This is a genomic window from Pseudomonas sp. TE4620, from assembly GCF_056279045.1.
This window is the reverse complement of sequence record NZ_JBWBQO010000001.1, coordinates 3,280,824-3,305,966: the sequence shown is the minus strand read 5'-3', so window position 1 is coordinate 3,305,966 and position 25,143 is coordinate 3,280,824. Positions and strand designations below refer to the sequence as shown.

Genomic DNA, 25,143 nt, shown 5'->3' with positions numbered 1-25,143 from the left:
TGTCACTAGGGGATTCCCTGATGCGGTGTTTTCGATACGACCCTTTGCGGGTGTTTGCGACAGCGGAGAGGTGAGCGCAGTAAAGCATGATGGTAAAATGACATCAATGGGCTGCGGAGCATTTTCTTCACAGGGTCAAGCTCTGCGGCAAACGGCCGATACAGGGCCATTGGGATCATTTTCGACACACCTTGGGGGCTCTTCGATGGCTGGCATTCTCGACACGGTAGACCAAAGAACGCAGCTGGTGGGCGAGAACCGCCTGGAAATCCTGATGTTCCGCCTGGCTGGCCGGCAACTGTTCGCGATCAACGTGTTCAAGGTCCAGGAAGTGCTGCAGATGCCCAAGCTGACCCTGATGCCGCAACGCCATGCGTACGTCTGCGGCGTGGTCAACCTGCGCGGCCAGACCCTGCCGGTGATCGACCTGTCCCAGGCCATCGGCATGCGCCCGCTGGAGCCCGGCCCGGGCAGCACCATCATCGTCACCGAATACAACCGCTCGGTGCAGGCCTTCCTGGTCGGCGGCGTCGACCGTATCGTCAACATGAACTGGGAAGCCATCATGCCGCCGCCGACCAGCGCCGGTCGCCAGCACTACCTGACGGCGATCAGCAAGGTCGACGAGCAACTGGTGGAAATCATCGACGTCGAGAAGGTTCTGGCGGAAATCGTCCCGTACAGCGCCAAGGTCTCGCGCGACAAACTCGAAGACCCGGTGCTGGCCCGTGCCCGCGGCCGCGAAGTACTGCTGGTCGACGACTCTACCGTGGCCCTGGCGCAGTTGCGCGACACCTTGTCGCAACTGGGAGTGAAAATGCATGTGGCCAGCGATGGCCTCAAGGCGCTGCGCATGCTCAAGGGCTGGGCCGATGCCGGCGAGGATGTTTGCGAGAAACTGCTGATGGTTTTCACCGATGCCGAAATGCCGGAAATGGACGGCTACCGCCTGACCACTGAAATTCGCAACGACCCGCGCCTGCGTTCGTTGTACGTGGTGCTGCACACGTCGCTGTCGGGCAGCTTCAACGAATCGATGGTGAAGAAGGTCGGCTGCGACAACTTCCTTTCCAAGTTCCAGCCCGACAAGCTGGTCGATGTCGTGCGCCAGCGGCTGATGCTGGATGAAGCCACGGCCTGAGTCGGTATAAGCTAGGGCTTTATCCGACACAAGGCAGGTCATGATGCGCCTCAGTGCGTTGTACCGATACCCGCTCAAATCAGCGCGCGGTGAGGCGCTGCAGACTTCCTCGCTGGACCTTCTGGGGTTGAGCGGGGACCGCCGCTGGCTGCTCGTGGAGCGCGCCAACGGGCGCTTCCTGACCCAGCGCATGTACCCGCAGATGACCCAGCTGGCCGCGCTGCACAACGCCGATGGCAGCCTCACCCTTGAGGCGCCGGGCCATCCCACGCTGCACGTGGCCGTACCCGAGCCCGAAAACGACCTGCGCGGTATCACTATCTGGCGCGACACCTTTCGCGTACCCGATGCCGGCGATGCGGCCGCGCAGTGGCTTAGTGCATTCATCGGCAAGGACGTGCGCCTGGTTTACGTGCCCGATCAACGTGCACGCTTCCTGCCCAGTGGGTATGGCCTGAACAGCGACCGTGTGGCGTTCGCCGATGGTTTTCCCTTGCTGCTGATTGGCCAGGCATCGCTGGATGACCTGGTAGCGAAGGTCGGGCGGCCGCTGCAGATGCTGCGCTTTCGTCCCAACCTGGTGGTGGAGGGCAGTGCTGCCTTTGCCGAGGATGGCTGGAAGCGCATCCGTATCGGCGAGGTCGAATTCCGGGTGCTCAAGCCCTGCGAGCGCTGCATCATGACCACCATCGACCCGCAGACCGGCGAACGCAGCCCGGACCGTGAACCACTGGCGACCTTGCAAACCTACCGGCAGAAGGAAGGCGATGTGCTGTTTGGCCAGAACCTGGTGGCCGATGGGGTAGGAAGGCTTGAGGTGGGGATGGCAGTGACGGTGCTGGAGTAGTTCGGCTGTGGACTTCTATCGCGGGGCAAGTCGAGGCGTTGCCCCGCGATGGCATCAATCACTGATCGTCAAAATACCGCTCATGCCAGTCCACCAGCGGCTGCGGCGAATTGAGCTTTTGCCCGTAGATCACCGAATACGACAGCACGTTCTGCACGTACTGGCGTGTCTCGTCGAACGGGATCGACTCGACCCAAACGTCAAAGCTCAGGTGGTCGGCGCCACGCAGCCACTGGCGTACCCGGCCTGGCCCGGCGTTGTAGGCGGCCGAGGCGAGCACGCGGTTGCCGTTGAACTGGCTGTGCACCTGGCTCAGGTAGGCAGCGCCGAGCTGGATGTTCTTGTCCGGGTTGAACACCTGCGCCGGCGAGGCCAGCGGGATGCTGAACTTGCGCGCGGTCTCTTTGGCGGTGGCCGGCATCAGTTGCATCAGGCCACTGGCGCCAACGCTTGAGCGGGCATCGTCCATGAACGCGCTTTCCTGGCGGGTGATGGCAAACACCCAGCTCGAATGCAGGCCGCGCACCTTGGCCTCGCGCACCAGGGTGTCGCGGTGGGCCATCGGGAAGCGGATGTCCAGGTCGTCCCAGTACTTGGCCTGGCTGATGGTGCGAATGGCCGGGAAGTACCAGCGCATGTCATAGGCCAGCTTGGCCTGGGCGACCATCTCGTCACGGTTGAAGTGCCGGCTGACGTGATACCACTCGCGGCGACCGTCGACGATCTGCCCCCGGGCGTGGAACTCCAGTGCACGTTTGACCCCGGGAGTGTTGCGTACCTTGTTGATGAGCTGCTGGCTGAGTACCAGCGGCTTGTTGTTCAACTGGTAGGGGGTTTGCGCGCGGTCGGCGGCGAGGAAGCCGTAGAAGTCGCGCTCACGGGCCACGGTTTTGTACAGCAGCGGGATCTGCGGGTTCTTCGGCTGCGCCAGCTCCAGGCTGCGCGCCTGCCAGTAGCGCCAGCGGTTGCTGCTGGCCAGGTCCTGGGGCAGGCGCTTGGTCAGCTCGTAGGCATCTTCCCAGCGGCCCAGGCGCAGCAGCAGGCGCAGGCGCCATTCGGTGACGGTGTTGTCACGCAGCTCCGGGTCGTAGCGGGTCATCAGATCCAGCGCCCGCGGGTCGTAGCGGCGGGCCAGGGTCAGGCCGATTTCGCGGGCGATGGCGACCTTTTCGTCGCGGGAGAAATGCATGCGGTTGGCGTAGTCGTCGAGCAGGCTCATGGCCCGCTCCGGGTCCTGGCGGGCCAGGCGGCGCAGGCCGAGGCTGACCACGTCGGACATCGCCTCGTTGACCGGAGTGAAGCGCCCGGGCTGGTTGAGCAACTCGGGCTTTTGCGCCACGTCGATCAGCAGGCGGCCCTGCGGCGCCAGGGTGTTGAGGCTCTTGACCAGGGTGTTGGCTAGCGCATAGTTGCGGGTTTGGGCCGCCAGCTTGGCGCGCTCCCAGCGTTTTTGCTCGGTCAACTGGCCTTCGGCGGCCCAGCGTTCGAACAGGGCATCGCAGGCAGCCGGTTGCGACTTGCCGACCAGCCAGAGTTTCTCGGCGCTGGCGAAGCCTTCGGCGCGCAGGCCGTGGCTGAGCTGGTACTGGCCGTTGAGGCAGTCCAGCTCGGTGAAATTGAGCTTTGGATCGTAGTACTTGGTGAAGGTCGCCCAGTCGCCGCGCTCGGCCAGCCAGCGCAACCAGCGCAGCTTCATCCAGTTAGCCTGGGGCAGGTCGCCGTGGGCGGCGAGGAATTTCTCGATTTCGTCGTTGCTGGCAGTTTTAAGCCGGGCGGTGAGTTCGTCGTAGGCCAGGTAAGGCGTCAACGGATAATCGCGCAGGGCATCGGCGTAACGCAGGTACGGGCCCTTGTCGCCCTTGGCCAGGGCGCGTTTGGCTTCATCGTAGTATTGACGTTGCTGGGTGATGTCGGTGGCCTGGGCGACACCCACTGCCGAGGCAGTGAGAAGCAGGCTGGATACGAGGCAGAACAGGCGGCTGCGCATGAGACTTCCGGGCAGTTTGACCATGAAAAGTGACGGCGAAGCCAGCACTGTTGGAGTTGCATTGCCTTAGCTTAGCCGGTTGCAACAGGCGGATGAAAGCATTGTGCTTGTATCTGGTTGTAAAGAAGCGGCCCGTCGTCGGAAGGTACAGTAGGACGCGCTGCTTAATGTGAAGCCGGCCCAAGTCGGGTAGAATGCGCGCCCGGTTTTTGGAGAAGATCATGACCCTGCTCAAATTAAGCGATGTGTCCCTTGCGTTCGGCGCCACGCCGTTGTTGGACAAGGTGTCCTGGCAGATCGCCCGTGGTGAGCGGGTGTGCATCATCGGCCGCAACGGCACTGGCAAGTCGAGCATGCTGCGCCTGGTCAAGGGCGATCAGAAGCCTGATGAAGGCGACGTCTGGCGTGCCCCGGGCCTGAAGATCGGCGAGCTGCCGCAAGAGTTGCCGGTGGCTGACGGCCGTACCGTGTTCGACGTGGTAGCCGAAGGTCTCGATGGCGTCGGCGCCTTGCTGGCCGAATACCACCACCTGAGCCAGAACATCCATAGCGATGCCGACCTGGAAAAGCTCATGCATGTCCAGCACGACCTTGAGTCGCGCGATGGCTGGCGCCTGCAGCAACTGGTTGACAGCACCCTGAGCCGCCTGCAATTGCCGGCCGACAAGACCCTGGCCGAGCTCTCCGGTGGCTGGCGCCGCCGCGTGCTGCTGGCCCAGGCGCTGGTGTCCGAGCCTGACCTGCTGCTGCTCGACGAACCGACCAACCACCTGGACATCGGCGCCATTGCCTGGCTTGAAGATGCCCTCAGTGGTTTCGGCGGCGCCGTGCTGTTCATCACCCACGACCGTTCCTTCCTGCAGAACCTGGCCACGCGCATCCTCGAGCTGGACCGCGGCGGCCTGATCGACTGGAACGGCGACTACGCAAGCTTCCTGGTGCACAAGGAGGCGGCGCTGGCGGCCGAAGAAACCGCCAACGCCCTGTTCGACAAGAAGCTGGCCCAGGAAGAAGTGTGGATCCGCCAGGGCATCAAGGCCCGGCGTACCCGCAACGAAGGTCGCGTACGCGCCCTCAAGGCCCTGCGTGTTGAGCGCAGCGAACGCCGCGAGCGCCAGGGCAAGGCCAACATCATGCTTGATGTCGCGGAGAAATCCGGCAAGCAGGTGATGGTCCTGGAAAATGTCAGCTTCAGCCACCCCAACGGCCCGCAGCTGGTCAAGGACTTCTCCATGGTCCTGCAGCGCGAAGACCGCATCGGCCTGCTCGGCGCCAACGGCACCGGCAAGACTACGCTGCTCAAGCTGATGCTCGGCGATCTTGAGCCCACCAGCGGCAAGGTCGAGTCCGGCACCCGTCTGGAAGTGGCCTATTTCGACCAGCTGCGCCATCAGCTGGACCTGGAAAAGACCGTGATCGACAACCTCGCCGAAGGTCGCGATTTCATCGACATCGACGGCCAGAGCCGTCACGTGCTGAGCTACCTGGGCGACTTCCTGTTCAGCCCGCAGCGTGCCCGCACGCCGGTCAAGGCCTTGTCCGGTGGTGAGCGTGCGCGCCTGCTGCTGGCCAAACTGTTCAGCAAGCCGGCCAACCTGCTGGTGCTCGACGAACCGACCAACGACCTCGACGTCGAGACCCTCGAGCTGCTCGAAGAAGTGCTGTCGGCGTTCAAGGGCACCGTGCTGATGGTCAGCCACGACCGGGCCTTCCTCGATAACGTGGTCACCAGCACCCTGGTGTTCGAAGGCGAGGGCAAGGTGCGCGAATACGTCGGTGGCTACCAGGACTGGATCCGCCAGGGCGGTTCGCCGAAGCTGCTCGGCGTCACCGAAAGCAAGTCGGGCAAGTCCGAGCTCAACACGGCAGTGGTCGAGGCCGTGGCACCTGCGTCGGTAGCAGCACCAGCAGCGGTTGACGCGCCGAAGAAAAAGCTCAGCTACAAGCTGCAGCGCGAGCTCGAAGCCCTGCCGGGCCAGATCGACGCACTGGAGCAGAAGATGGCTGCGGTGCAGGAAGAAATTGCTGCCCCGGCCTTCTACCAGCGCCCGATCGAGCAGACCAGCGCCGTACTGGCAAGCCTGGAGAAGATGCAGGGCGAACTGGACGTGCTGGTCGAGCGCTGGGCTGAGCTCGACAGCTGAGGGGCAGGGCCCGGCGCTTGAAAGTGCGCCGGGTCCGCCAGAGGTTTACTCGGCTTTTTTCTGCAGGCGTACCGCCAGCACATCGCACGGTGCGCCATGCAGCACGTCATTGGCGGTCGAGCCCAGCAGCAGGGCCAGGCCGTGGCGGCCATGGCTGCCGACCACGATCAGGTCGCATTTCTGCTCCTTGGCCAACTGGTGGATTTCTTGGCGCGGCTGGCCGTAGGTCAGGTGCGAATCGCCGCGGTTGATGTCGGGGTACTTGTTGTACAGGCGCTCCATGCGCTCCTTGGCCTGGTCGAACTGCTGCTGTTGCAGCTGCGACAGGTCCATCGGCACGTCGCCGCCAAAGGCCATGGCCATGGGTTCGACGATATGCACCAGGGAAACCTTGGCGCGGGTAGGTTCAGCCAGCTTCATGGCGCGCTTGATGACCGGGTCGCATTCTTCGGTCAGGTCGACGGCAACCAGTATGTGTTCGTAGGGCATGAGAAGCTCTCCTGACAGTCGCGATAGTTAAAGTATGGTCGGTTTCAGGCTGATCGCTTCGAACCACGGCTAACCAGCTCATTTGCAAAGCTTTATGGGAACAACAGATATGACGGTCTGGGTAGTGGTGTCAATCCTTGCGCTGATTCTCAGCCCTTTGGCCTGGTTGCGTCCTTCACGCAAGCAGAGCGGCCAGATGGCCTTGCGCATGGAAGCCCGGCGCATGGGCCTGGCCATGCAACTGGCGCCCCAGGAGTGGCCACACTGGCTGCCCAAAGAGCCGCCAAGCCCCTGTGCCCAGTACCTGCGACCGCGGCGCCCGGGCCGCAGCGACAGCTGGAGCTATTGGCAGACCACCCCTGGGGTATGGCTCAACCAGTGGCGCGAGCCGTGCACCGATGCCGTGCATGCCGGTCAATTGGCACGCTTGCCAGAAAGCGTCTACAAGGTCGAGGCGGGTCCGCAGATGGTTGCCCTGTACTGGGGGGAGCGCGGTGAAACGGCTGTATTGCAGGATATTGCCGAGGTCCTCAAGGCGCTGGCCTGATCATCATCAATAAAAAGCCCGATTCACAGATCGGGCGGACAGGCCAGGCAGGCCGGCTTAAGGTTCAATCTCTCCCAGTGTAGCCATCTCGCGGCTATCTGCTGCAAATCCCAACTTTTTCCGTGTTGATCAATAGTAACGGCGTGTAAGCCGTTGAACACTATCGCGCCAGTGAATGGCTCAGCATCACCGCCACGGCGGTTTACCCGCGCTCAGCAGAAAATGACCGGAAAGTCGCGTTTTGCCGCTGCTTTTGGGTATTTGACAACGGCGATCTTTTCGTTGAATGTGTGCATACCCAAATCAAACGGGCGTATGAATTGAGCGTTTGTATTGTCAGACGGCTCTTACAGAATCCCGACTATCGCGCTGGCGGGTGTGCCTGGCGCAAGGGTTCGGCAACAACGGCCATTGGCCGGCCGGGCCTTTCACCAGCGATCGGCGTGTACAGTTCAGCTTCCATATCGTGGAGATCAGTTGATGATTTACGAAGGTAAAGCCATCACGGTTAAGGCTCTTGAAAGCGGCATCGTCGAACTGAAGTTCGACCTCAAGGGTGAGTCCGTCAACAAGTTCAACCGTCTTACCCTGAACGAATTGCGTCAGGCCGTAGACACCATCAAAGCCGACGCATCGATCAAGGGCGTGATTGTCAGCAGTGGCAAGGACGTGTTCATCGTCGGCGCGGACATCACCGAGTTTGTCGACAACTTCAAGCTGCCCGAGGCCGAACTGGTCGCCGGCAACCTGGAAGCCAACCGGATTTTCAGCGATTTCGAAGACCTGGCCGTGCCGACCGTTGCCGCGATCAATGGCATCGCCCTGGGCGGCGGCCTGGAAATGTGCCTGGCGGCGGACTACCGCGTCATGGCCAGCAGCGCCAAGATCGGCCTGCCGGAAGTCAAACTGGGCATCTACCCGGGCTTCGGCGGTACCGTGCGCCTGCCGCGCATCATCGGTGCCGACAACGCCATCGAGTGGATTGCCGCCGGCAAGGAAAACCGTGCTGAAGACGCGCTGAAGGTCGGCGCCGTCGATGCCGTGGTGGTTCCCGAGCTGCTGCAGGCTGCGGCCCTGGACCTGATCAAGCGCGCCATCAGCGGCGAGCTCGACCACAAGGCCAAGCGCCAGCCGAAACTGGAAAAACTCAAGCTCAACGCCATCGAGCAGATGATGTCGTTCGAAACCGCCAAGGGTTTCGTCGCCGGTCAAGCTGGCCCGAACTACCCGGCGCCGGTCGAAGCGATCAAGAGCATCCAGAAGGCCGCCAACTTCGGTCGTGACAAGGCCCTGGAAGTCGAAGCCGCAGGTTTCGTCAAACTGGCCAAGACCTCGGTTGCCGAGAGCCTGATCGGCCTGTTCCTCAACGACCAGGAGCTCAAGCGCAAAGCCAAGGCCCACGACGAAATCGCTCACGACGTGAAGCAGGCCGCCGTACTCGGCGCCGGCATCATGGGCGGCGGCATCGCCTACCAGTCGGCGGTCAAGGGCACCCCGATCCTGATGAAGGACATCAACGAAGCCGCCATTCAGCTGGGCTTGAACGAAGCCTCCAAGCTGCTCGGCAAGCGCGTTGAAAAAGGCCGCCTGACCCCGGCGAAAATGGCCGAAGCGCTGAACGCGATTCGCCCGACCCTGTCCTACGGCGACTTCGGCAACGTCGACATCGTCGTCGAAGCTGTGGTCGAGAACCCCAAGGTCAAGCAGGCCGTACTGGCTGAAGTGGAAGGCCAGGTCAAGGAAGACGCGATCCTTGCGTCCAACACCTCGACCATCTCCATCAACCTGCTGGCCAAGGCCCTCAAGCGTCCGGAAAACTTCGTCGGCATGCACTTCTTCAACCCGGTGCACATGATGCCGCTGGTCGAAGTCATCCGTGGCGAGAAGTCCAGCGAAGTGGCCGTTGCCACCACCGTGGCCTACGCCAAGAAGATGGGCAAGAACCCGATCGTGGTCAACGACTGCCCGGGCTTCTTGGTCAACCGCGTCCTGTTCCCGTACTTTGGCGGCTTCGCCAAGCTGGTCAGCGCCGGTGTCGACTTCGTGCGCATCGACAAGATCATGGAAAAATTCGGCTGGCCGATGGGCCCGGCCTACCTGATGGACGTGGTCGGCATCGACACCGGCCACCACGGCCGTGACGTCATGGCCGAGGGCTTCCCGGACCGCATGAAGGACGACCGTCGTTCGGCCGTCGATGTGCTCTACGAAGCCAAGCGCCTGGGCCAGAAGAACGGCAAGGGCTTCTACGCCTACGAGACCGACAAGCGCGGCAAGCCGAAGAAGGTCGCTGACGCGGCAGTCCTCGAAGTGCTCAAGCCGATCGTCTACGAGCAGCGTGAAGTCAGCGACGAAGACATCATCAACTGGATGATGATCCCGCTGTGCCTGGAAACCGTTCGCTGCCTGGAAGACGGCATCGTCGACACCGCGGCCGAGGCCGACATGGGCCTGGTCTACGGTATCGGTTTCCCTCCCTTCCGTGGCGGCGCGCTGCGTTACATCGACTCGATCGGTGTAGCCGAATTCGTTGCCCTGGCCGACAAATACGCCGATCTGGGTCCGCTGTATCACCCCACCGCGAAGCTGCGTGAAATGGCCAAGAACGGCCAGAGCTTCTTCGGTTAAGCGCCCAACGATATAGAGCGAGAGTGAATATATGAGCCTGAATCCAAGAGACGTGGTGATTGTCGACTTCGGTCGCACCCCGATGGGCCGCTCCAAGGGTGGCATGCATCGCAATACCCGCGCCGAAGACATGTCCGCGCACCTGATCAGCAAAGTGCTGGAGCGCAACACCAAGGTCGATCCGAGCGAAGTCGAAGACGTCATCTGGGGCTGCGTCAACCAGACCCTGGAGCAGGGCTGGAACATCGCCCGCATGGCCTCCCTGATGACCCAGATCCCGCACACCGCTGCCGGCCAGACCGTCAGCCGCCTGTGCGGCTCGTCGATGAGCGCGCTGCACACCGCCGCCCAGGCGATCATGACCGGCAACGGTGATGTCTTCGTCGTCGGTGGTGTCGAGCACATGGGCCACGTCAGCATGATGCACGGCGTCGACCCGAACCCGCACATGTCGCTGTACGCCGCCAAGGCCTCGGGCATGATGGGCCTGACCGCCGAAATGCTCGGCAAGATGCACGGCATCAGCCGTGAGCAGCAGGACCTGTTCGGCCTGCGTTCGCACCAGCTCGCCCACAAGGCGACGGTCGAAGGCAAGTTCAAGGATGAGATCATCCCGATGCAGGGTTACGACGAGAACGGCTTCCTCAAGGTCTTCGACTACGACGAAACCATTCGCCCGGACACCACCCTGGAAAGCCTGGCGGCCCTCAAGCCGGCTTTCAACCCCAAAGGTGGTACCGTGACTGCCGGTACTTCGTCGCAGATCACCGACGGTGCCTCGTGCATGATCGTCATGTCGGCCCAGCGTGCCCAGGACCTCGGTATCCAGCCTCTGGCGGTGATCCGTTCCATGGCCGTGGCCGGTGTCGACCCGGCAATCATGGGCTACGGTCCGGTTCCGGCAACCCAGAAAGCGCTCAAGCGCGCGGGCCTGTCGATCGCCGATATCGACTTCTTCGAGCTCAACGAAGCCTTCGCCGCACAGGCCCTGCCAGTGCTGAAGGATCTGAAAGTGCTCGACAAGATGGATGAGAAGGTTAACCTGCACGGCGGCGCCATCGCCCTGGGCCATCCTTTCGGTTGCTCCGGTGCGCGGATTTCCGGCACTCTGCTCAACGTCATGAAGCAGAATGGCGGGACCTTCGGCGTTTCGACCATGTGCGTCGGCCTGGGCCAAGGCATCACCACCGTCTTCGAACGCGTTTAACGCTTCGCTGGACGGAAACCGGGGCCTGGTGCCCCGGTTTTTGTTTTTGCAGCAAATTTTTTTCAAGAGGGTGAGCAACATGCAGATACAACCAGGCGTATACCGGCATTACAAGGGGCCTGAGTATCGTGTGTTCGGCACCGCGCGCCATTCCGAAACCGAGGAGTGGGTGGTGTTCTACCAAGCCCTGTACGGCGAATTCGGCCTGTGGGTGCGACCGCTTTCGATGTTTCTGGAGTCGGTCGAGGTTGACGGCGAGCAAGTGCCGCGCTTTGCTTTGGTCAAGGCTGAAACCGAGCTGTTTTCCCGCTCCGATGCCGAGGGTGGCTAAAGCCCCGCGCTTGACCTCACTCTGTTGCCACTATATATAGCGGTGCCGCGTCAGGTACCTGCCGTGTTTTTATTTTCAGTATTCAGGAATTTTCCGATCCATGGGCAAATCGCTGGTCATTGTGGAATCCCCGGCTAAGGCCAAGACCATCAACAAGTACCTGGGCAGCCAGTACGTGGTGAAGTCGAGTATCGGCCATATCCGAGACCTGCCCACCAGCGGTTCGGCCAGCGCCAGCAAGGAGCCTGCCGCCAAGCGCGGCAAGGCCGCCGCGGGCGAAGCGCCGGCCCTGTCGCCGAAAGAGAAGGCGCGCAAGCAGCTGGTTGCGCGCATGGGCGTCGACCCTGACCACGGCTGGAAGGCCAAGTACGAGATTCTCCCGGGCAAGGAGAAGGTCATCGACGAGCTGCGTCGCCTGGCCAAGGATGCCGACACCATCTATCTCGCAACCGACTTGGATCGCGAGGGGGAAGCCATCGCCTGGCACCTGCGCGAAGCCATCGGCGGGGACGACAGCCGCTACAAGCGCGTGGTGTTCAACGAAATCACCAAGAAAGCCATCCAGGAGGCGTTCTCGCAGCCTGGCGAGCTGGATATCGACCGGGTCAACGCCCAGCAGGCGCGGCGCTTCCTCGACCGCGTGGTGGGCTACATGGTTTCGCCACTGCTGTGGGCCAAGATCGCCCGCGGCCTGTCTGCCGGCCGGGTGCAATCGGTGGCGGTGAAACTGGTGGTCGAGCGCGAGCGCGAAATCCGCGCCTTCATCCCTGAAGAATACTGGGAAGTGCACGCCGACCTGGGTACCGCCAAGGACGCCAAGGTGCGTTTCGAAGTGGCCCGCGAGAACGGCGAAGCCTTCAAGCCGCTGAACGAAGCCCAGGCCATGGCAGCGCTTGCGCAGCTCAAGTCGTCCAGCTACACCGTGGCCAAGCGTGAAGACCGCCCGACCAGCAGCAAGCCGTCGGCGCCGTTCATCACCTCGACCCTGCAGCAGGCCGCGAGCAACCGTCTGGGCTTCGGCGTGAAGAAAACCATGATGATGGCCCAGCGTCTGTACGAAGCCGGCTACATCACCTACATGCGTACCGACTCGACCAACCTTTCGGTCGATGCGGTGGAAATGGCCCGCAGCTACATCGAAAGCGAGTTCGGCAAGAAGTACCTGCCCGAAGCGCCGATCGTCTACGGCAGCAAAGAGGGTGCCCAGGAGGCGCACGAAGCGATTCGTCCGTCCGACGTTAACACCCATCCGACCAAGCTCAGCGGCATGGAGCGTGACGCCGAGCGTCTGTACGAGCTGATCTGGCGCCAGTTCCTGGCCTGCCAGATGCCGCCTGCGCAGTACCTGTCGACCACCGTCAGCGTCACCGCCGGCAACTTCGAACTGCGCGCCAAGGGCCGTATCCTCAAGTTCGACGGCTACACCCGGGTACTGCCGCAGCAGAGCAAGCCGGGCGATGACGATGTGCTGCCGGAAATGAACCAGGGCGAAGTGCTCAAGCTGATCCAGCTCGACCCGAGCCAGCACTTCACCAAGCCGCCGGCGCGCTACTCCGAAGCCAGCCTGGTCAAGGAGATGGAAAAACGCGGTATCGGTCGTCCTTCGACCTACGCGGCGATCATCTCGACCATCCAGGATCGCGGTTACGTGACCCTGCACAACCGCCGCTTCTACTCCGAGAAGATGGGCGACATCGTCACCGAGCGCCTGTCCGAGAGCTTCTCCAACCTCATGGACTACGGCTTTACCGCCGGCATGGAAGAGAACCTCGATGATGTGGCCCAGGGCGAGCGCGACTGGAAAAACGTGCTCGACGAGTTCTACGGCGACTTCAGCAACAAGCTCAAGCTGGCCGAGGACGGCGAGAAGGGCATGCGTGCCAACCAGCCGACCCTGACCAACATTGCCTGCAAGGAATGTGGCCGGCCAATGATGATCCGCACCGCCTCCACCGGCGTGTTCCTCGGCTGCTCGGGCTACAGCCTGCCACCGAAAGAGCGCTGCAAGGCCACCGTCAACCTGGTCCCTGGCGATGAGATCGCCGCCGATGACGAGGGTGAATCGGAGTCGCGCGTGCTGCTCAACAAGCACCGCTGCCCGATCTGCTCGACTGCCATGGATGCCTACCTGCTCGATGAGAAGCGCAAGCTGCACATCTGCGGTAACAACCCGGATTGCACCGGCTACGAAATCGAAGAAGGCAACTACCGCATCAAGGGCTACGAAGGGCCGAGCCTTGAGTGCGACAAGTGCGGCAGCGAGATGCAGCTCAAGACCGGCCGTTTCGGCAAGTTCTTCGGTTGCACCAACGCCGAATGCAAGAACACCCGCAAGCTGCTCAAGAGCGGCGAGGCGGCGCCGCCGAAGATGGACGCGGTGAAGATGCCGGAGCTCAAGTGCGAGAAGGTCAACGACACCTACGTGCTGCGTGACGGCGCTTCGGGGTTGTTCCTGGCTGCCAGCCAGTTCCCGAAAAACCGCGAGACCCGCGCACCGCTGGTGATCGAAATCATCCCGCACAAGGACGAGATCGATCCGAAGTACCACTTCCTCTGCGAAGCGCCGAAGAAGGACCCGGACGGTCGCCCGGCAGTCATTCGCTACAGCCGCAAGACCAAGGAGCAGTACGTGCAGACCGAGGTTGACGGCAAGCCGACTGGCTGGCGTGCGTTCTACGACGGCAATGCCTGGAAGGTCGAAGACAAGCGCTGATCGCCAGGTCAGGTAAAAATCGCGGGGCAAGCCCGCTCCTACAGTCTGTAGGAGCGGGCTTGCCCCGCGATGCTTTTCAGGCCTGCACTAGTGTAGATTGATAGACCGCCTTGCAGCCTTTCGGAGGGCACCCAGATGGCCCAGGAACTCTACACCCGCACCAACCAGAAGATTTACTTCGCAGGCCTGGCCCTCGAAGCCCTTGGCAAGGCGCAGGAGAGCCGGGCCATGAACGCCCAGGCGCTGATCCAGGCCGAGCGCGAATCGGCGCTGTTCCACCTGTACGGCGCGTTGCTGGGCTTGTGTCACGAGATTGCCGGGTTCTATCGTTTGCCCCAGGCCGGCGCACCCCGCGCCGAGCTGCTGCTGACCCGTGAAGTGCTTGAGGCCATTGCCATTCCAGAGATGGCCGAACTGGTCGAGCTGGCTGAAAAGCGCGAAACCTGGCTGGCGCAACTGCTTGACGCTTATGCCGATTTGTTCCGACCGCCGGTCGCGAAAAAAGCAGCAAAAACCGACGTCACCCAGCCGCTGATCCAGGCGGTGAGCCTCGACGAACCCGAGGCGCCAGCGCTGTCGCGCGAAGAGCTGGAAAGCTGGCGGCAGAATCTCAAGCGCCTTACGGTTCGTTTTCGCGAGGGTTTGAGTGAGTGCTGATTGGGGCAACGGCTGGTACAATGCCGGCCTTTCGTGGAGAACAGCCCCTTATGCCAACGTCCTTTCTAGAAATTGTCGAGTTGCCTGATGGCCGGATCGAGCTGCGCCGTGCCGAGGACGAGGGTTCGTTGGTAACCCTGGATTTCTCCGAGGACGCCAAAGCCTTTTTGCAGGGTCAACACGTCGAAGTGGCCAAGGCCATGCTCAGTGTTGGCGTGCAGATGGCTGGCAAGCTGGTGGAAGGCGAGATCGAGCGCGACGACGGGCCGCGGGTTCTGCACTGATCGCCTGCATGGCTTCCTCGTCCTGAGGAAGCCTGGCGAAATCAACATTTGAAACAGACCTGAATATCAGCCGAGGCGGATGTTCAGGCTTTGTGCGTCTCCTGCACGGGCGGCATTGCTCAGTTGCTGACGGGCGCTGCTGCTGACGGTATTGAGCCAGCTAACCACAGTGTGGCTACGGCCCAGGCGCAGGGCTTCGCAGGCCAGTTGCAAGGCGCTCTGGTTGCCGCGCGGTTGCAGCAGCAGGATGCGCTCGCGGTTCAGCCCGGCCTCGCGCAGCCAGGCCTGAGTCAGGCTGGCGGGCGGAGCGATCAGGGTCAGCCAGCGGGCGTCATGTTCTTCGCTCAACTCGCTCAGTTCACGCAGCATCGGTGCCAGCAGGCTCTGGCAGCTACCCAGTGCGCCACGCAAGGACAGCTCGCTGAAAACCTGGGCCGCGCCGGGGTGGGGTGCAGGCCTGGTGTTTTTCAGTCCGGGCAGTACCGGCTGGGCCAGGAATGCTTCGAACAGTGGCAATTGTGCTTGCAGCGGTACGTTCTGTGACGCAGGGGGGAACTGCATGATGCCTCCTTTACCGGCGTATGACGCCGACACTCAAGCCCTCGATCACCAGTTCCTGGTCTTTCAGGTTGACTTCGATAGGGGCGAATTCGGGGTTCTCGGCAATCAGCCAGACCTTGCTGCCTTCGCGCTTGAAGCGCTTGACCGTGACTTCATCGCCGATGCGGGCGACGACGATCTGGCCGTTACGGGCTTCGCGGCAGGTGTGTACCGCCAGCAGGTCGCCGTCGACGATGCCGACATCCTTCATGCTCATGCCGTGAACGCGCAGCAGGTAGTCGGCACGCGGATGGAAGAACCCCGGGTTGATGTTGCAGGACTCCTCGATGTGTTGCTGGGCGAGGATCGGCGCACCGGCTGCTACGCGGCCGATGATCGGCAGGCCGCTGTCGTCGGGCTTGGCTTCGAAGCCCGGGATGCGAATGCCCCGTGACGCCCCGGGGGTCATTTCGATCGCACCCTTGCGGGCCAGGGCCTTGAGGTGCTCCTCGGCGGCGTTGGGCGATTTGAAGCCCAGCTCCTGGGCGATCTCTGCGCGGGTCGGCGGGAAGCCGTTGTCTTCCAGGCAGCGTTTGATAAAAGCCAGAATCTCAGCTTGGCGTGGCGTCAGTTTTAGCATGTCGATCGCTCTGTCTTTTTATACAGTGACTGGGATTATATACAGTGGGTGGCAAGCTGCAAGCGCCAAGCTTCAAGAAACGGCACAGGGGCGTTCTTGCAGCTTGCAGCTTGTGGCTTGCAGCTATGGTTTAATACGTGACCATATGGCCGCAAAACGGCTGCGCGGACTTGACAAATCACCACTTTGAAACGTATGTTTCAAACAAGTGTTTGTCAGGCGGAGAAGTCATGGCCCAGTCGGAAACCGTAGAGCGCATTCTCGATGCTGCCGAGCAGCTGTTCGCGGAAAAAGGTTTTGCCGAAACCTCATTACGGCTGATCACCAGCAAGGCCGGCGTCAACCTGGCGGCGGTGAACTACCATTTCGGTTCGAAGAAGGCCCTGATCCAGGCGGTTTTCTCGCGTTTCCTCGGGCCGTTCTGCGCAAGCCTTGAGCGCGAGCTGGAGCGTCGCCAGGCTCGCCCCGAGCAAAAGCCCACCCTTGAAGAGCTGCTGGAGATGCTGGTCGAACAGGCCCTGGTGGTACAGCCACGCAGTGGCAACGACCTGTCGATCTTCATGCGCCTGCTGGGCCTGGCCTTCAGCCAGAGCCAGGGTCACCTGCGCCGCTACCTTGAAGACATGTACGGCAAGGTATTCCGCCGCTACATGCTGCTGGTCAACGAAGCCGCGCCGCGCATTCCGCCAATCGAGCTGTTCTGGCGCGTGCACTTCATGCTCGGCGCTGCGGCGTTCAGCATGTCCGGGATCAAGGCCCTGCGCGCCATTGCCGAAACCGATTTCGGCATCAATACCTCGATCGAGCAGGTCATGCGCCTGATGGTGCCGTTCCTGGCCGCCGGCATGCGCGCCGACAGCGGCGTCACCGACGAGGCCATGGCTGCCGCGCAGCTGCGCCCGCGCAGCAAGTCCTCCAGCGCTCCGGTCGCCGCCAAGGTCTGATGCCACGGCTGGGCGCGGCGGGCCGCATCGGCTAAGCTAGCGCCCCATGGCCAGTCTCGATTTCCTGCATATTTCCCTTGCTGATCAATGCCTCTATGGGTTCGCCCAGGGGCAGTTGCGCCTGCGCCTCGAGATCTCCACCGCGCGCAATGGCGCGGGCGAGCTCAATGGTTCAGGTTGCACGCCGCGAGGGCGCCACCAGGTGCGTGCCAAGATCGGCGCCGGCCTGCCGCAAGGCGCGGTGCTGCGCGGGCGGCGCTGGACTGGCGAGACCTGGTCGGCCGAGCTGCATGAACAATTTCCCGGTCGCGACTGGATCCTTACGCGCATTCTCTGGCTCAGCGGTTGCGAGCCGGGCGTCAATCGCCTGGGGTCGGTCGACACCTTTCGTCGTTACATCTACCTGCATGGCACGCCCGATAGCGAACCTATGGGTGTGCCGTTGTCCCATGGCTGCGTGCGCTTGCGCAACGCCGACCTGCTGAGCCTGTTCGACCAGGTGCCGGTGCATTGCCCGGTGCAGATCGACGAAGCCGCGTGCCCCCAATGGGCTCACATCAGCGTCAACTGAAGGATCAATTATGAGTGCCAGCCTGCAAGGCTCCCTGATGGTCGACATCGCCGGTACCTGGCTGACCGCCGAGGACCGCCAGCTTTTGCGCCAGCCCGAAGTGGCCGGCCTGATCATCTTTGCCCGCAACATTGAAAGCCCGCGCCAGGTGCGTGAGCTGTGTGCCTCGATTCGCGCCATTCGCCCGGAGCTGATCCTGGCGGTGGACCAGGAGGGCGGTCGGGTCCAGCGCCTGCGCCAGGGCTTTGTGCGCCTGCCGGCGATGCGCGCGATTGCCGACAACGACAACGTAGACTATTTGGCCGAACAGTGCGGTTGGCTGATGGCCACCGAGGTGCTGGCAGTGGGCCTGGACCTGAGCTTTGCGCCGGTGCTGGACCTCGATCACCAGCGCAGCGCGGTGGTCGGCAGCCGTGCCTTTGAAGGCGATCCACAGCGCGCCACGTTGCTTGCCGGTGCTTTTATCCGCGGCATGAACGCTGCGGGCATGGCCGCTTGCGGCAAGCATTTCCCCGGTCATGGCTGGGCCGAGGCCGATTCCCATGTGGCGATCCCTACCGACGAGCGCAGCCTGGAGCAGATCCGCGCAGCCGACCTGGTGCCGTTCACCCGCTTGAGCGGACAAATGGCGGCAGTAATGCCGGCCCATGTGATCTACCCGCAGGTCGACAACCAGCCGGCCGGTTTCTCCCGCCGCTGGTTGCAGGACATCCTGCGTGGCGAGCTGGGTTTCAACGGGGTGATCTTCAGTGATGACCTGTCCATGGCTGGCGCCCACGTGGTCGGCGATGCGGCCAGCCGCATCGAAGCGGCGCTGAGTGCCGGCTGCGACATGGGCCTGGTGTGCAATGACCGTGCGGCGGCGGAACTTGCCCTGAGCGCGGCCCAGCGCCTGAAGGTCAAGCCTTCGCCGCGGATTGCGCAGATGCGTGGGCAGGGCTTTGCCCGTACCGACTACCGTCAGCAGCCGCGCTGGCTGGAGGCCCTGGGGGCGCTCAAGGAAGCGCAACTGGTCGATTGATGGCAATCGCGGGTCAAGTCGGATCGCCGTACCGCCGCTCCCACAGGGTGGGAGCGGGCTTGACCCGCGATGAATTCAACCGGATCTTGTGCCGTGCCGCTTCCCCGGCAACGGCGCAAACAGCGCATCGATATCCTCCGCCGCCAAACGCCAGTCCCCCGCCTGGCGCCCATCCAGCACACCCGCCGCCAACGCCGATTTCTCCAGTTGCAACTGCTGGATCTTTTCTTCCACCGTGCCCCGGGTAATCAGCTTGTAGACGAACACCGGCTTCTCCTGGCCGATGCGATAGGCACGGTCGGTGGCCTGGTTTTCCGCGGCCGGGTTCCACCACGGATCGTAGTGGATCACGGTGTCGGCCGCGGTCAGGTTCAAGCCCACACCACCGGCCTTGAGGCTGATCAGGAAGATCTGCAATTGCCCGCTCTGGAAGTCCTGCACCGGCGAGCGGCGATCGCGGGTCTCGCCGGTCAGCAGGGCATAGGCGATACCGCGGTGCTGCAGTTCGGCCTCGATCAGCCGCAGCATGCTGGTGAACTGCGAGAACAGCAGGACGCGTCGCCCTTCGGCCAGCAGTTCTTCGAGCATTTCCATCAGGCTGGTGAGTTTGCCGGAGTGGGCGCCGCGCGCGGTCGAGGCTTCGCTGTTGATCAGGCGTAAATCGCAGCACACCTGGCGCAGCTTTAGCAGCGCTTCGAGAATGATGATCTGGCTGCGCGCCACGCCCTTGCGGGTGATTTCGGCGCGCACTTTCTGGTCCATGGCCAGGCGCATGGTTTCGTACACGTCACGCTGGGCATCGCTTAGCTCGACCCAGTGGATCATTTCGGTCTTGGCCGGCAGTTCGGTGGCCACCTGCTCCTTGGTGCGCCTGAGCAGGAAGGGCTTGATTCGCGCATTCAGGTACTGCAGGCGTTCATCGTTGCCCTGGCGCTCTATCGGCACGCGGTAGTCGCGATTGAAGGCCTTGGCATCGCCCAGCCAGCCAGGCAGCAGGAAGTGAAACAGCGACCACAGCTCGCCCAGGTGGTTTTCCAGCGGCGTGCCGCTCAGGCACAGGCGCTGGCGTGCGTCGAGCTGGCGCGCCGCCTGGGCCGCCTTGCTGTTCGGGCTCTTGATGTACTGCGCCTCGTCGAGGATCAGCACATCCAGCATCAGGCCCTTGAAGTGCTCCAGGTCCTTGGGCAGCAGGGCGTAGGTGGTCAGCAGCAGGTCGTAGTCCTGCAGGTTGTCGAAATGCTTGCGCCGGCCAATGCCCTGCAGGGCCAGTACGCGCAAGCCAGGGGCGAAGCGCGCAGCTTCGTCCTGCCAGTTGGGGATCAGGCTGGTAGGCATCACCACCATCGCCGGGCGGGTCAGGCGTCCGGCGTTCTTTTCGCAGAGCAGGTGGGCGAGGGTCTGCAGGGTTTTGCCCAAGCCCATGTCGTCGGCGAGGATACCGCCAACCTGCAGCTCGCGCAGGGCCTGCATCCAGCTCAGGCCTTCGAGCTGATAGGGGCGCAGGGTTGCGTTCAGGCCATCCGGGGTTTGTGCCGGCTGCAAGCGAATATCGCGCAGCCGTTCGCCCAGGCTGCGCACCTGTTCGCCACCTTGCCAGCTCAACGGCAGGTCTTCCAGGTCGTTGAGGCGGGTGGCGTCCAGGGTTGGCAGGCGCACGCTGGTTTCGCCGGGTTCGCGCAGGTAAAAGTCACCCAGGGTGGCCAGCACCGGCTTGAGGCGGCCGTAGGGCAAGGCCACTTGCAGATTGCGCCGTGCTTCACCGGCGGGGGCGGGGATCTGCACCAGCAACTGCTCGTCGTCGCGACGCTTGTGCAGTTGCGCCGGGTTAAGCAGCTCCGGGTGGCTGCGTAGCACATTGAGCAGAATCGGCAACAGGCTCAGGCGCTGGCCATTGACCTCGATACCCAGCTCCAGGTCGAACCAGTCGCGGCCGCTGGCTTCGTCGATGTGCGCATACCAGTCGTCAACCTCGGCGAGGTTGAAGGCGAAGTCCTCGGTGTACTCGATCTCCCAGCCTTGCTCGCGCAGGCTGGGCAGATCGTTGAGCATGAAACGCAGCCAGGCCGCTTCGGAAGCCAGCTCCAGCAGGTCGCCGGCACTCTCCGGCAAGGCTTTGCTTTGCCGGGTGGCCACCTTGAAGCCCAGGCGTTGAAGGGTTTGGCGGATCTGACTTTCGGCTTCGGCGTGGCGCTGTATGCGTTGGCTGCTGACGTCCAGGCGGCCGGCTTCCTTGCCTTGCCTGCCGCTGGCACGAATGCCGTCATAGTTGAACGACAGCGCCGCCCGGTGCTGGTGCTGGCGCTGCATCCGGCCGGTTTGTGGCACGTAGGCGCTGAACTCGTGGCTGCCCAGGATCAGGTGAGGTGTGGGGGCAAGACCATCGTTAGGCATCGGGTTACTGCTCCATCATCTCCGCAGGCGCAGCGGGGGCGCTGACTGGGCGGTGGGTAGTAACTTTCAGCAGCACGGCCAGGTGTCCGCCATCGAGGAAGGTCAACTCGCCATTTTTCATGTTGCTGTTGCTCTGCTTGAATGCTTCGCTCTGCAGCACGCTGCCGTTGCCGTCGAACTGGTTGACCCAGAAGTTGGCTTCTGCGGCGATGAAGCGCTCTTCCTTGATGCTCAGGTTGCCGGCGATGGGGAACTGGCCGAAGTGTTCTTCGCCGTCGCTGATCGCCACTGTGCCTGCGTCCTGTTTCCAGGCCTTGTGCAGCAGCACGGTGTACTGCGGGTCGGCGGCAAGCTTGGCTGCTTCGTCATTGAGCGCCGGTTGGCGCAGGTCACCTTCCTGGATGGCCTGGGCGCCGTTGCGCCAGTCTTCCGGAGCCGACTTGATGGTGATCGCCGGCACGGCGTTTTGCCGTACCAGGATCATTTCGACCTGAAAAGTGCCATCGGCAAAGGCTGCCGGGGCGATCAGCGCCAGCAGCAGGGTCAGGCTACGCATTACACGCATGGAACTTCCTTCACGCAGATTGTGGGGTCAGGCGCTCGAACAGCGCCTCAAGGTTGTTGAAGCGTTCTTCCGGACGCTCCATCGGCACCAGGAATTTGAACTGGGTGGCGCCTTCGAACTTGTAGCGTTTTGGCTGGCTCTGGATCAGCTTGATCAGCACCAGCGGATCGACCGGGGTTTCCGATTCGAACTCGATCTTGCCGCCATTGGGCCCGGCATCGACTTTCTTGATCCCGAGTTTTTCCGCCTGCAGCTTGAGCAGGGTCAGGCGCACCAGGTTCTTGGTCGGCTCCGGCAGCAGGCCGAAGCGGTCGATCATCTCCACTTGCAGGTCCTTGAGGCCGTCTTCATCCACCGCCGAGGCGATGCGCTTATAGAGGATCAGCCGCGCGTGGACATCCGGCAGGTAGTCCTCGGGAATCAGCGCCGGCAGGCGCAGGTTGATTTCCGGGCCGCCGCCCAGCGGCTGGTCGAGGTTCGGCTGGGCGCCCTTGCGGATGGCCTTGACCGCGCGCTCGAGCATTTCCATGTACAGGGTGAAGCCGACTGCCTGGATCTGCCCGCTCTGGCCTTCGCCGAGCAGCTCGCCGGCGCCGCGGATTTCCAGGTCGTTGGTAGCCAGGACGAAACCTGCGCCCAGGTCCTGGGTGTTGGCGATGGCTTCCAGGCGCTTCTCGGCGTCCGGAGTGATCTGCTGGCGCGGCGGGGTGAGCAGGTAGGCGTAGGCCTGGTGGTGGCTGCGCCCGACCCGGCCGCGCAACTGGTGCAACTGGGCCAGGCCGAACTTGTCGGCGCGCTCGATGATGATGGTGTTGGCGCTCGGCACGTCGATGCCGGTCTCGATGATGGTCGAGGCGATCAGCACGTTGAAGCGCTTGTGGTAGAAGTCGCTCATCACCTGTTCGAGTTCGCGTTCGCGCATTTGCCCGTGGCCGATGCCGATGCGGGCCTCCGGCACCAGTTCGGCGAGGTCGGCGGCGCATTTTTCGATGCTCTTCACATCGTTGTGCAGGTAGTACACCTGGCCACCGCGCAGCAGTTCACGCAGCAACGCCTCTTTGACCGTGCTCTTGTTCTGCTCCATGACGAAGGTGCGTACCGACAGCCGGCGTGCCGGCGGCGTGGCGATGATCGACAGGTCGCGCATGCCGGCCACGGCCATGTTCAGGGTGCGCGGGATTGGCGTGGCGGTCAGGGTGAGGATGTCCACCTCGCTGCGCAGGGCCTTGAGCTGTTCTTTCTGGCGCACACCGAAGCGGTGTTCTTCGTCGATGATCACCAGGCCCAGGTCTTTGATCTTGACGTCGTCCTGCAACAGCTTGTGGGTGCCAATGACGATGTCGATCTTGCCTTCGGCCAGGTCCGCCACCGCGGCAGCGACTTCCTTGGGCGACTTGAAGCGGCTCATCACTTCAACCGTTACCGGCCAGTCGGCAAAGCGGTCGCGAAAACTGTTGTAGTGCTGCTGGGCGAGCAGGGTGGTGGGCACCAGGATCGCCACCTGGCGACCGCCATGCACGGCAATGAAGGCTGCGCGCATGGCCACTTCGGTCTTGCCGAAGCCGACGTCGCCGCACACCAGGCGGTCCATCGGCTTGGCCGCGAGCATGTCCTCGCGCACCGCCTCGATAGCGCTCTGCTGGTCGGGGGTTTCCTCGAAGGGGAAGCCTGCGCTGAAGGTGGCGTAGTCCACCGACGGGTCGGCGAAGGCATAGCCCTTGCGCGCGGCGCGGCGGGCATAGATGTCGAGCAGTTCGGCGGCCACGTCGCGCACCTGTTCGGCAGCCTTGCGCTTGGCTTTCTGCCAGGCTTCGGAGCCGAGCCGGTGCAGCGGCGCCAGGGCGTCGTCGCTGCCGGTGTAGCGGGCGATCAGGTGCAGGTTGGCTACCGGCACATAGAGCTTGGCGCCCTCGGCGTATTCGAGGGTGAGGAACTCGGCGGCCTGGTTGTCGATTTCCAGGGTCGCCAGGCCCAGGTAGCGGCCCACGCCATGGTCGATATGCACCACCGGCGCGCCTTCGCGCAGCTCGGTGAGGTTTTTGATCACCGCATCGTTGTTGGCGTCGCTGCGCTTGTCGCGGCGCCGGCGCTGCATCACCCGCTGGCCGAACAGCGGGCTCTCGGCGACCAGGGCAATGGCCGGGTCGTCCAGCAGCAGGCCTTCGTCCAGCGGGGCGATGGTGATCGCCAGGCGCGCCTTGCCAGCGACGAAAGCGCTCCAGCTGTCGACGGTCTGCGGGCGCAGCTTCAGGCGTTCGAGCAGTTCCAGCAATACTTCGCGGCGCCCCGCCGATTCGGCAGTGAACAGCACGCGGCCAGGGAACGTCTCGAGAAACCCCGACAGCGCCGCCAATGGCTGGTTGGCCTTGGCTTCGATGGCAAGGTTGGGCAGGACCTGGGCCGGGAAGCGTTCGCGGCCGACCCCGCTGTCGAGGTCATCCTGGCTGACCACCACCCGCGGCCAGCTTTTGAGCCGGGCGAAGCAGTCTTCCACCGGCATGAACAGCTCGGCCGGCGGCAGCAGCGGCCGCGCCGGGTCGATGCGGCGCTCCTCATAACGGTTGCGTACATCGCTCCAGAAGTGTTCGGCGGCCTGCTCGACACCGGGCAGGGAGAACACCTGGGTGTCCTGGGGCAGGTAGTCGAACAGGGTCGAGGTGTCGTCGAAGAACAGCGGCAGGTAGTACTCGATACCGGCCGGGGTGATGCCGCTGGAAAGGTCCTGGAAGATCGGGCAGCGGCGAAAATCAACGTCGAAACGCTCGCGAAAGCGCGCCTTGAAACGCGTCACCGCATCTTTTTGCAGCGGGAACTCGCGGGCCGGCAGCAGCCGCACCGACTCGACCTTGTCGATCGAGCGCTGGGTTTCCGGGTCGAAGGTGCGCAAGGTCTCGATTTCGTCATCGAACAGGTCGATGCGGTACGGCAGCTTGCTGCCCATCGGGAACAGGTCGATCAAGGCGCCGCGCACGGCAAATTCGCCGTGCTCGTAGACCGTGTCGACACAGCGGTAGCCGCTGGCTTCAAGACGCGTGCGCATCTGCTCGACATCGAGCTTCTGGCCGATGTCCAGCACCAGGCTGCTGCCGAGCAAGAAGCGCGTCGGCGCCAGGCGGTGCAGGGCGGTGGTGATCGGCACCACGAGAATGCCGTGATCGAGCTCCGGCAGCCGGTACAGGCTGGAGATGCGTTGGGAGATGATGTCCTGGTGCGGCGAGAACAGGTCGTAGGGCAGGGTTTCCCAGTCGGGGAACGGCAGCACCGGCAGCTCGGGCGCAAAAAAGCGCAGCTCCTGCTCGAGGCGGTCAGCGCTCTGGCTGTCGGCGGTCAGCAGCAGGGTGAAGCGTTTGGCGGCGCTGGCCGCTTCGGCAATGGCCAGGCTCAGGGCGGCGCCCGGCAGGTTGCCCCAGGTTTGTTTGCCGGCAGTGGCCGGCAGGTGCGGTAGACGCAGAACAGGCACGGGAGGTCGAGCTCCAAGCGTTGCGACAAAGACGCC

General features: G+C 63.1%; 20 protein-coding genes. 13 read left to right on the top strand and 7 right to left on the bottom strand.

Translation table 11 applies throughout. The features are described from left to right. Positions 1–205: 205 nt before the first annotated feature. Together ACZ9A3_RS15235 and ACZ9A3_RS15230 are read left to right on the top strand one after the other, a co-directional pair. Positions 206–1,141: a chemotaxis protein CheV gene (locus ACZ9A3_RS15235; protein WP_038994319.1), complete on the top strand. Its 936-nt coding sequence runs from the start codon at positions 206–208 to the stop codon at positions 1,139–1,141. A gap of 40 nt (positions 1,142–1,181) precedes the next feature. Then, the gene (locus tag ACZ9A3_RS15230) at positions 1,182–1,988 is read left to right on the top strand and encodes an MOSC domain-containing protein (RefSeq protein WP_082075398.1); all 807 of its coding nucleotides are present in this window, start codon (positions 1,182–1,184) and stop codon (positions 1,986–1,988) included. 58 nt (positions 1,989–2,046) lie between these two features. On the opposite strand, the gene ACZ9A3_RS15225 is transcribed toward ACZ9A3_RS15230, so the two are convergent. Beyond that, positions 2,047–3,975, bottom strand: a complete 1,929-nt coding sequence (locus ACZ9A3_RS15225; protein ID WP_093380758.1) for a transglycosylase SLT domain-containing protein — start codon at positions 3,973–3,975, stop codon at positions 2,047–2,049. 221 nt (positions 3,976–4,196) lie between these two features. On the opposite strand from ACZ9A3_RS15225, the gene ACZ9A3_RS15220 reads away from it, so the two are divergent. After that, complete coding sequence (locus tag ACZ9A3_RS15220) at positions 4,197–6,119, top strand: ATP-binding cassette domain-containing protein (RefSeq protein ID WP_213603648.1); 1,923 nt, start codon at positions 4,197–4,199, stop codon at positions 6,117–6,119. Between the two features lie 45 nt (positions 6,120–6,164). Here the strand turns inward: ACZ9A3_RS15220 and ACZ9A3_RS15215 are convergent, their stop codons facing one another. Further along, complete coding sequence (locus ACZ9A3_RS15215) at positions 6,165–6,608, bottom strand: universal stress protein (RefSeq protein WP_045194918.1); 444 nt, start codon at positions 6,606–6,608, stop codon at positions 6,165–6,167. A gap of 109 nt (positions 6,609–6,717) precedes the next feature. Here ACZ9A3_RS15215 and ACZ9A3_RS15210 point away from each other — a divergent pair, with 109 nt between their 5' ends. From ACZ9A3_RS15210 to ACZ9A3_RS15180, 7 genes are all read left to right on the top strand, one after another. Next, the gene (locus tag ACZ9A3_RS15210) at positions 6,718–7,155 is read left to right on the top strand and encodes a hypothetical protein (RefSeq protein ID WP_045194916.1); all 438 of its coding nucleotides are present in this window, start codon (positions 6,718–6,720) and stop codon (positions 7,153–7,155) included. Between the two features lie 480 nt (positions 7,156–7,635). Continuing rightward, entirely contained in the window at positions 7,636–9,783 is a 2,148-nt protein-coding gene (fadB, locus tag ACZ9A3_RS15205; RefSeq protein WP_045194915.1) for a fatty acid oxidation complex subunit alpha FadB, read from the top strand. A 31-nt stretch (positions 9,784–9,814) separates the two neighbouring features. Continuing rightward, on the top strand, positions 9,815–10,990 hold the full coding sequence (fadA, locus tag ACZ9A3_RS15200; protein ID WP_045194913.1) for an acetyl-CoA C-acyltransferase FadA: 1,176 nt from the start codon (positions 9,815–9,817) through the stop codon (positions 10,988–10,990). 79 nt (positions 10,991–11,069) lie between these two features. Beyond that, complete coding sequence (locus ACZ9A3_RS15195; RefSeq protein ID WP_045194911.1) at positions 11,070–11,321, top strand: DUF1653 domain-containing protein; 252 nt, start codon at positions 11,070–11,072, stop codon at positions 11,319–11,321. Between the two features lie 100 nt (positions 11,322–11,421). Continuing rightward, the gene (topA, locus tag ACZ9A3_RS15190) at positions 11,422–14,034 is read left to right on the top strand and encodes a type I DNA topoisomerase (RefSeq protein ID WP_010226976.1); all 2,613 of its coding nucleotides are present in this window, start codon (positions 11,422–11,424) and stop codon (positions 14,032–14,034) included. A gap of 135 nt (positions 14,035–14,169) precedes the next feature. After that, on the top strand, positions 14,170–14,691 hold the full coding sequence (locus ACZ9A3_RS15185) for a DUF6586 family protein (RefSeq protein ID WP_476252878.1): 522 nt from the start codon (positions 14,170–14,172) through the stop codon (positions 14,689–14,691). A gap of 50 nt (positions 14,692–14,741) precedes the next feature. Next, positions 14,742–14,975, top strand: coding sequence for a hypothetical protein (locus ACZ9A3_RS15180; protein ID WP_045194907.1), 234 nt, complete (start codon positions 14,742–14,744; stop codon positions 14,973–14,975). A gap of 66 nt (positions 14,976–15,041) precedes the next feature. Here the strand turns inward: ACZ9A3_RS15180 and sulA are convergent, their stop codons facing one another. Continuing rightward, a complete protein-coding gene (gene sulA, locus ACZ9A3_RS15175) occupies positions 15,042–15,536 on the bottom strand; it encodes an SOS-induced cell division inhibitor SulA (protein WP_045194905.1) in 495 nt (164 codons plus the stop codon). A gap of 10 nt (positions 15,537–15,546) precedes the next feature. After that, positions 15,547–16,155, bottom strand: coding sequence for a transcriptional repressor LexA (gene lexA, locus ACZ9A3_RS15170; RefSeq protein ID WP_045194902.1), 609 nt, complete (start codon positions 16,153–16,155; stop codon positions 15,547–15,549). A 230-nt stretch (positions 16,156–16,385) separates the two neighbouring features. On the opposite strand from lexA, the gene ACZ9A3_RS15165 reads away from it, so the two are divergent. Genes ACZ9A3_RS15165 through nagZ form a run of 3 tightly spaced genes read left to right on the top strand, consistent with a single transcriptional unit; the run spans position 16,386 to position 18,691 of the window. Beyond that, positions 16,386–17,099, top strand: a complete 714-nt coding sequence (locus ACZ9A3_RS15165; protein ID WP_093380768.1) for a TetR/AcrR family transcriptional regulator — start codon at positions 16,386–16,388, stop codon at positions 17,097–17,099. Positions 17,100–17,145: 46 nt separating this feature from the next. Further along, positions 17,146–17,670: a L,D-transpeptidase gene (locus ACZ9A3_RS15160; RefSeq protein ID WP_045194898.1), complete on the top strand. Its 525-nt coding sequence runs from the start codon at positions 17,146–17,148 to the stop codon at positions 17,668–17,670. Positions 17,671–17,692: 22 nt separating this feature from the next. Continuing rightward, entirely contained in the window at positions 17,693–18,691 is a 999-nt protein-coding gene (gene nagZ / locus ACZ9A3_RS15155) for a beta-N-acetylhexosaminidase (protein WP_476253340.1), read from the top strand. A gap of 75 nt (positions 18,692–18,766) precedes the next feature. On the opposite strand, the gene ACZ9A3_RS15150 is transcribed toward nagZ, so the two are convergent. Genes ACZ9A3_RS15150 through mfd form a run of 3 tightly spaced genes read right to left on the bottom strand, consistent with a single transcriptional unit; the run spans position 18,767 to position 25,107 of the window. Beyond that, positions 18,767–21,082 carry a DEAD/DEAH box helicase gene (locus ACZ9A3_RS15150; protein WP_093380774.1) on the bottom strand — a complete coding sequence of 772 codons (2,316 nt, stop codon included), beginning with the start codon at positions 21,080–21,082 and terminating at the stop codon, positions 18,767–18,769. 4 nt (positions 21,083–21,086) lie between these two features. Next, complete coding sequence (locus tag ACZ9A3_RS15145; RefSeq protein ID WP_045194890.1) at positions 21,087–21,647, bottom strand: CsiV family protein; 561 nt, start codon at positions 21,645–21,647, stop codon at positions 21,087–21,089. Positions 21,648–21,657: 10 nt separating this feature from the next. Further along, a complete protein-coding gene (mfd, locus tag ACZ9A3_RS15140) occupies positions 21,658–25,107 on the bottom strand; it encodes a transcription-repair coupling factor (RefSeq protein WP_045194889.1) in 3,450 nt (1,149 codons plus the stop codon). Between the last annotated feature and the right edge of the window lie 36 nt (positions 25,108–25,143).

What these genes read in the sequence shown, in the direction of transcription:
- ACZ9A3_RS15235 (WP_038994319.1), top strand. Translation starts at nt 206, where the DNA reads ATGGCTGGCATTCTCGACACGGTAGACCAAAGAACGCAGCTGGTGGGC.
- ACZ9A3_RS15230 (WP_082075398.1), top strand. Translation starts at nt 1,182, where the DNA reads ATGATGCGCCTCAGTGCGTTGTACCGATACCCGCTCAAATCAGCGCGC.
- ACZ9A3_RS15225 (WP_093380758.1), bottom strand. Translation starts at nt 3,975, where the DNA reads ATGCGCAGCCGCCTGTTCTGCCTCGTATCCAGCCTGCTTCTCACTGCC.
- ACZ9A3_RS15220 (WP_213603648.1), top strand. Translation starts at nt 4,197, where the DNA reads ATGACCCTGCTCAAATTAAGCGATGTGTCCCTTGCGTTCGGCGCCACG.
- ACZ9A3_RS15215 (WP_045194918.1), bottom strand. Translation starts at nt 6,608, where the DNA reads ATGCCCTACGAACACATACTGGTTGCCGTCGACCTGACCGAAGAATGC.
- ACZ9A3_RS15210 (WP_045194916.1), top strand. Translation starts at nt 6,718, where the DNA reads ATGACGGTCTGGGTAGTGGTGTCAATCCTTGCGCTGATTCTCAGCCCT.
- fadB (WP_045194915.1), top strand. Translation starts at nt 7,636, where the DNA reads ATGATTTACGAAGGTAAAGCCATCACGGTTAAGGCTCTTGAAAGCGGC.
- fadA (WP_045194913.1), top strand. Translation starts at nt 9,815, where the DNA reads ATGAGCCTGAATCCAAGAGACGTGGTGATTGTCGACTTCGGTCGCACC.
- ACZ9A3_RS15195 (WP_045194911.1), top strand. Translation starts at nt 11,070, where the DNA reads ATGCAGATACAACCAGGCGTATACCGGCATTACAAGGGGCCTGAGTAT.
- topA (WP_010226976.1), top strand. Translation starts at nt 11,422, where the DNA reads ATGGGCAAATCGCTGGTCATTGTGGAATCCCCGGCTAAGGCCAAGACC.
- ACZ9A3_RS15185 (WP_476252878.1), top strand. Translation starts at nt 14,170, where the DNA reads ATGGCCCAGGAACTCTACACCCGCACCAACCAGAAGATTTACTTCGCA.
- ACZ9A3_RS15180 (WP_045194907.1), top strand. Translation starts at nt 14,742, where the DNA reads ATGCCAACGTCCTTTCTAGAAATTGTCGAGTTGCCTGATGGCCGGATC.
- sulA (WP_045194905.1), bottom strand. Translation starts at nt 15,536, where the DNA reads ATGCAGTTCCCCCCTGCGTCACAGAACGTACCGCTGCAAGCACAATTG.
- lexA (WP_045194902.1), bottom strand. Translation starts at nt 16,155, where the DNA reads ATGCTAAAACTGACGCCACGCCAAGCTGAGATTCTGGCTTTTATCAAA.
- ACZ9A3_RS15165 (WP_093380768.1), top strand. Translation starts at nt 16,386, where the DNA reads ATGGCCCAGTCGGAAACCGTAGAGCGCATTCTCGATGCTGCCGAGCAG.
- ACZ9A3_RS15160 (WP_045194898.1), top strand. Translation starts at nt 17,146, where the DNA reads ATGGCCAGTCTCGATTTCCTGCATATTTCCCTTGCTGATCAATGCCTC.
- ACZ9A3_RS15150 (WP_093380774.1), bottom strand. Translation starts at nt 21,082, where the DNA reads ATGCCTAACGATGGTCTTGCCCCCACACCTCACCTGATCCTGGGCAGC.
- ACZ9A3_RS15145 (WP_045194890.1), bottom strand. Translation starts at nt 21,647, where the DNA reads ATGCGTGTAATGCGTAGCCTGACCCTGCTGCTGGCGCTGATCGCCCCG.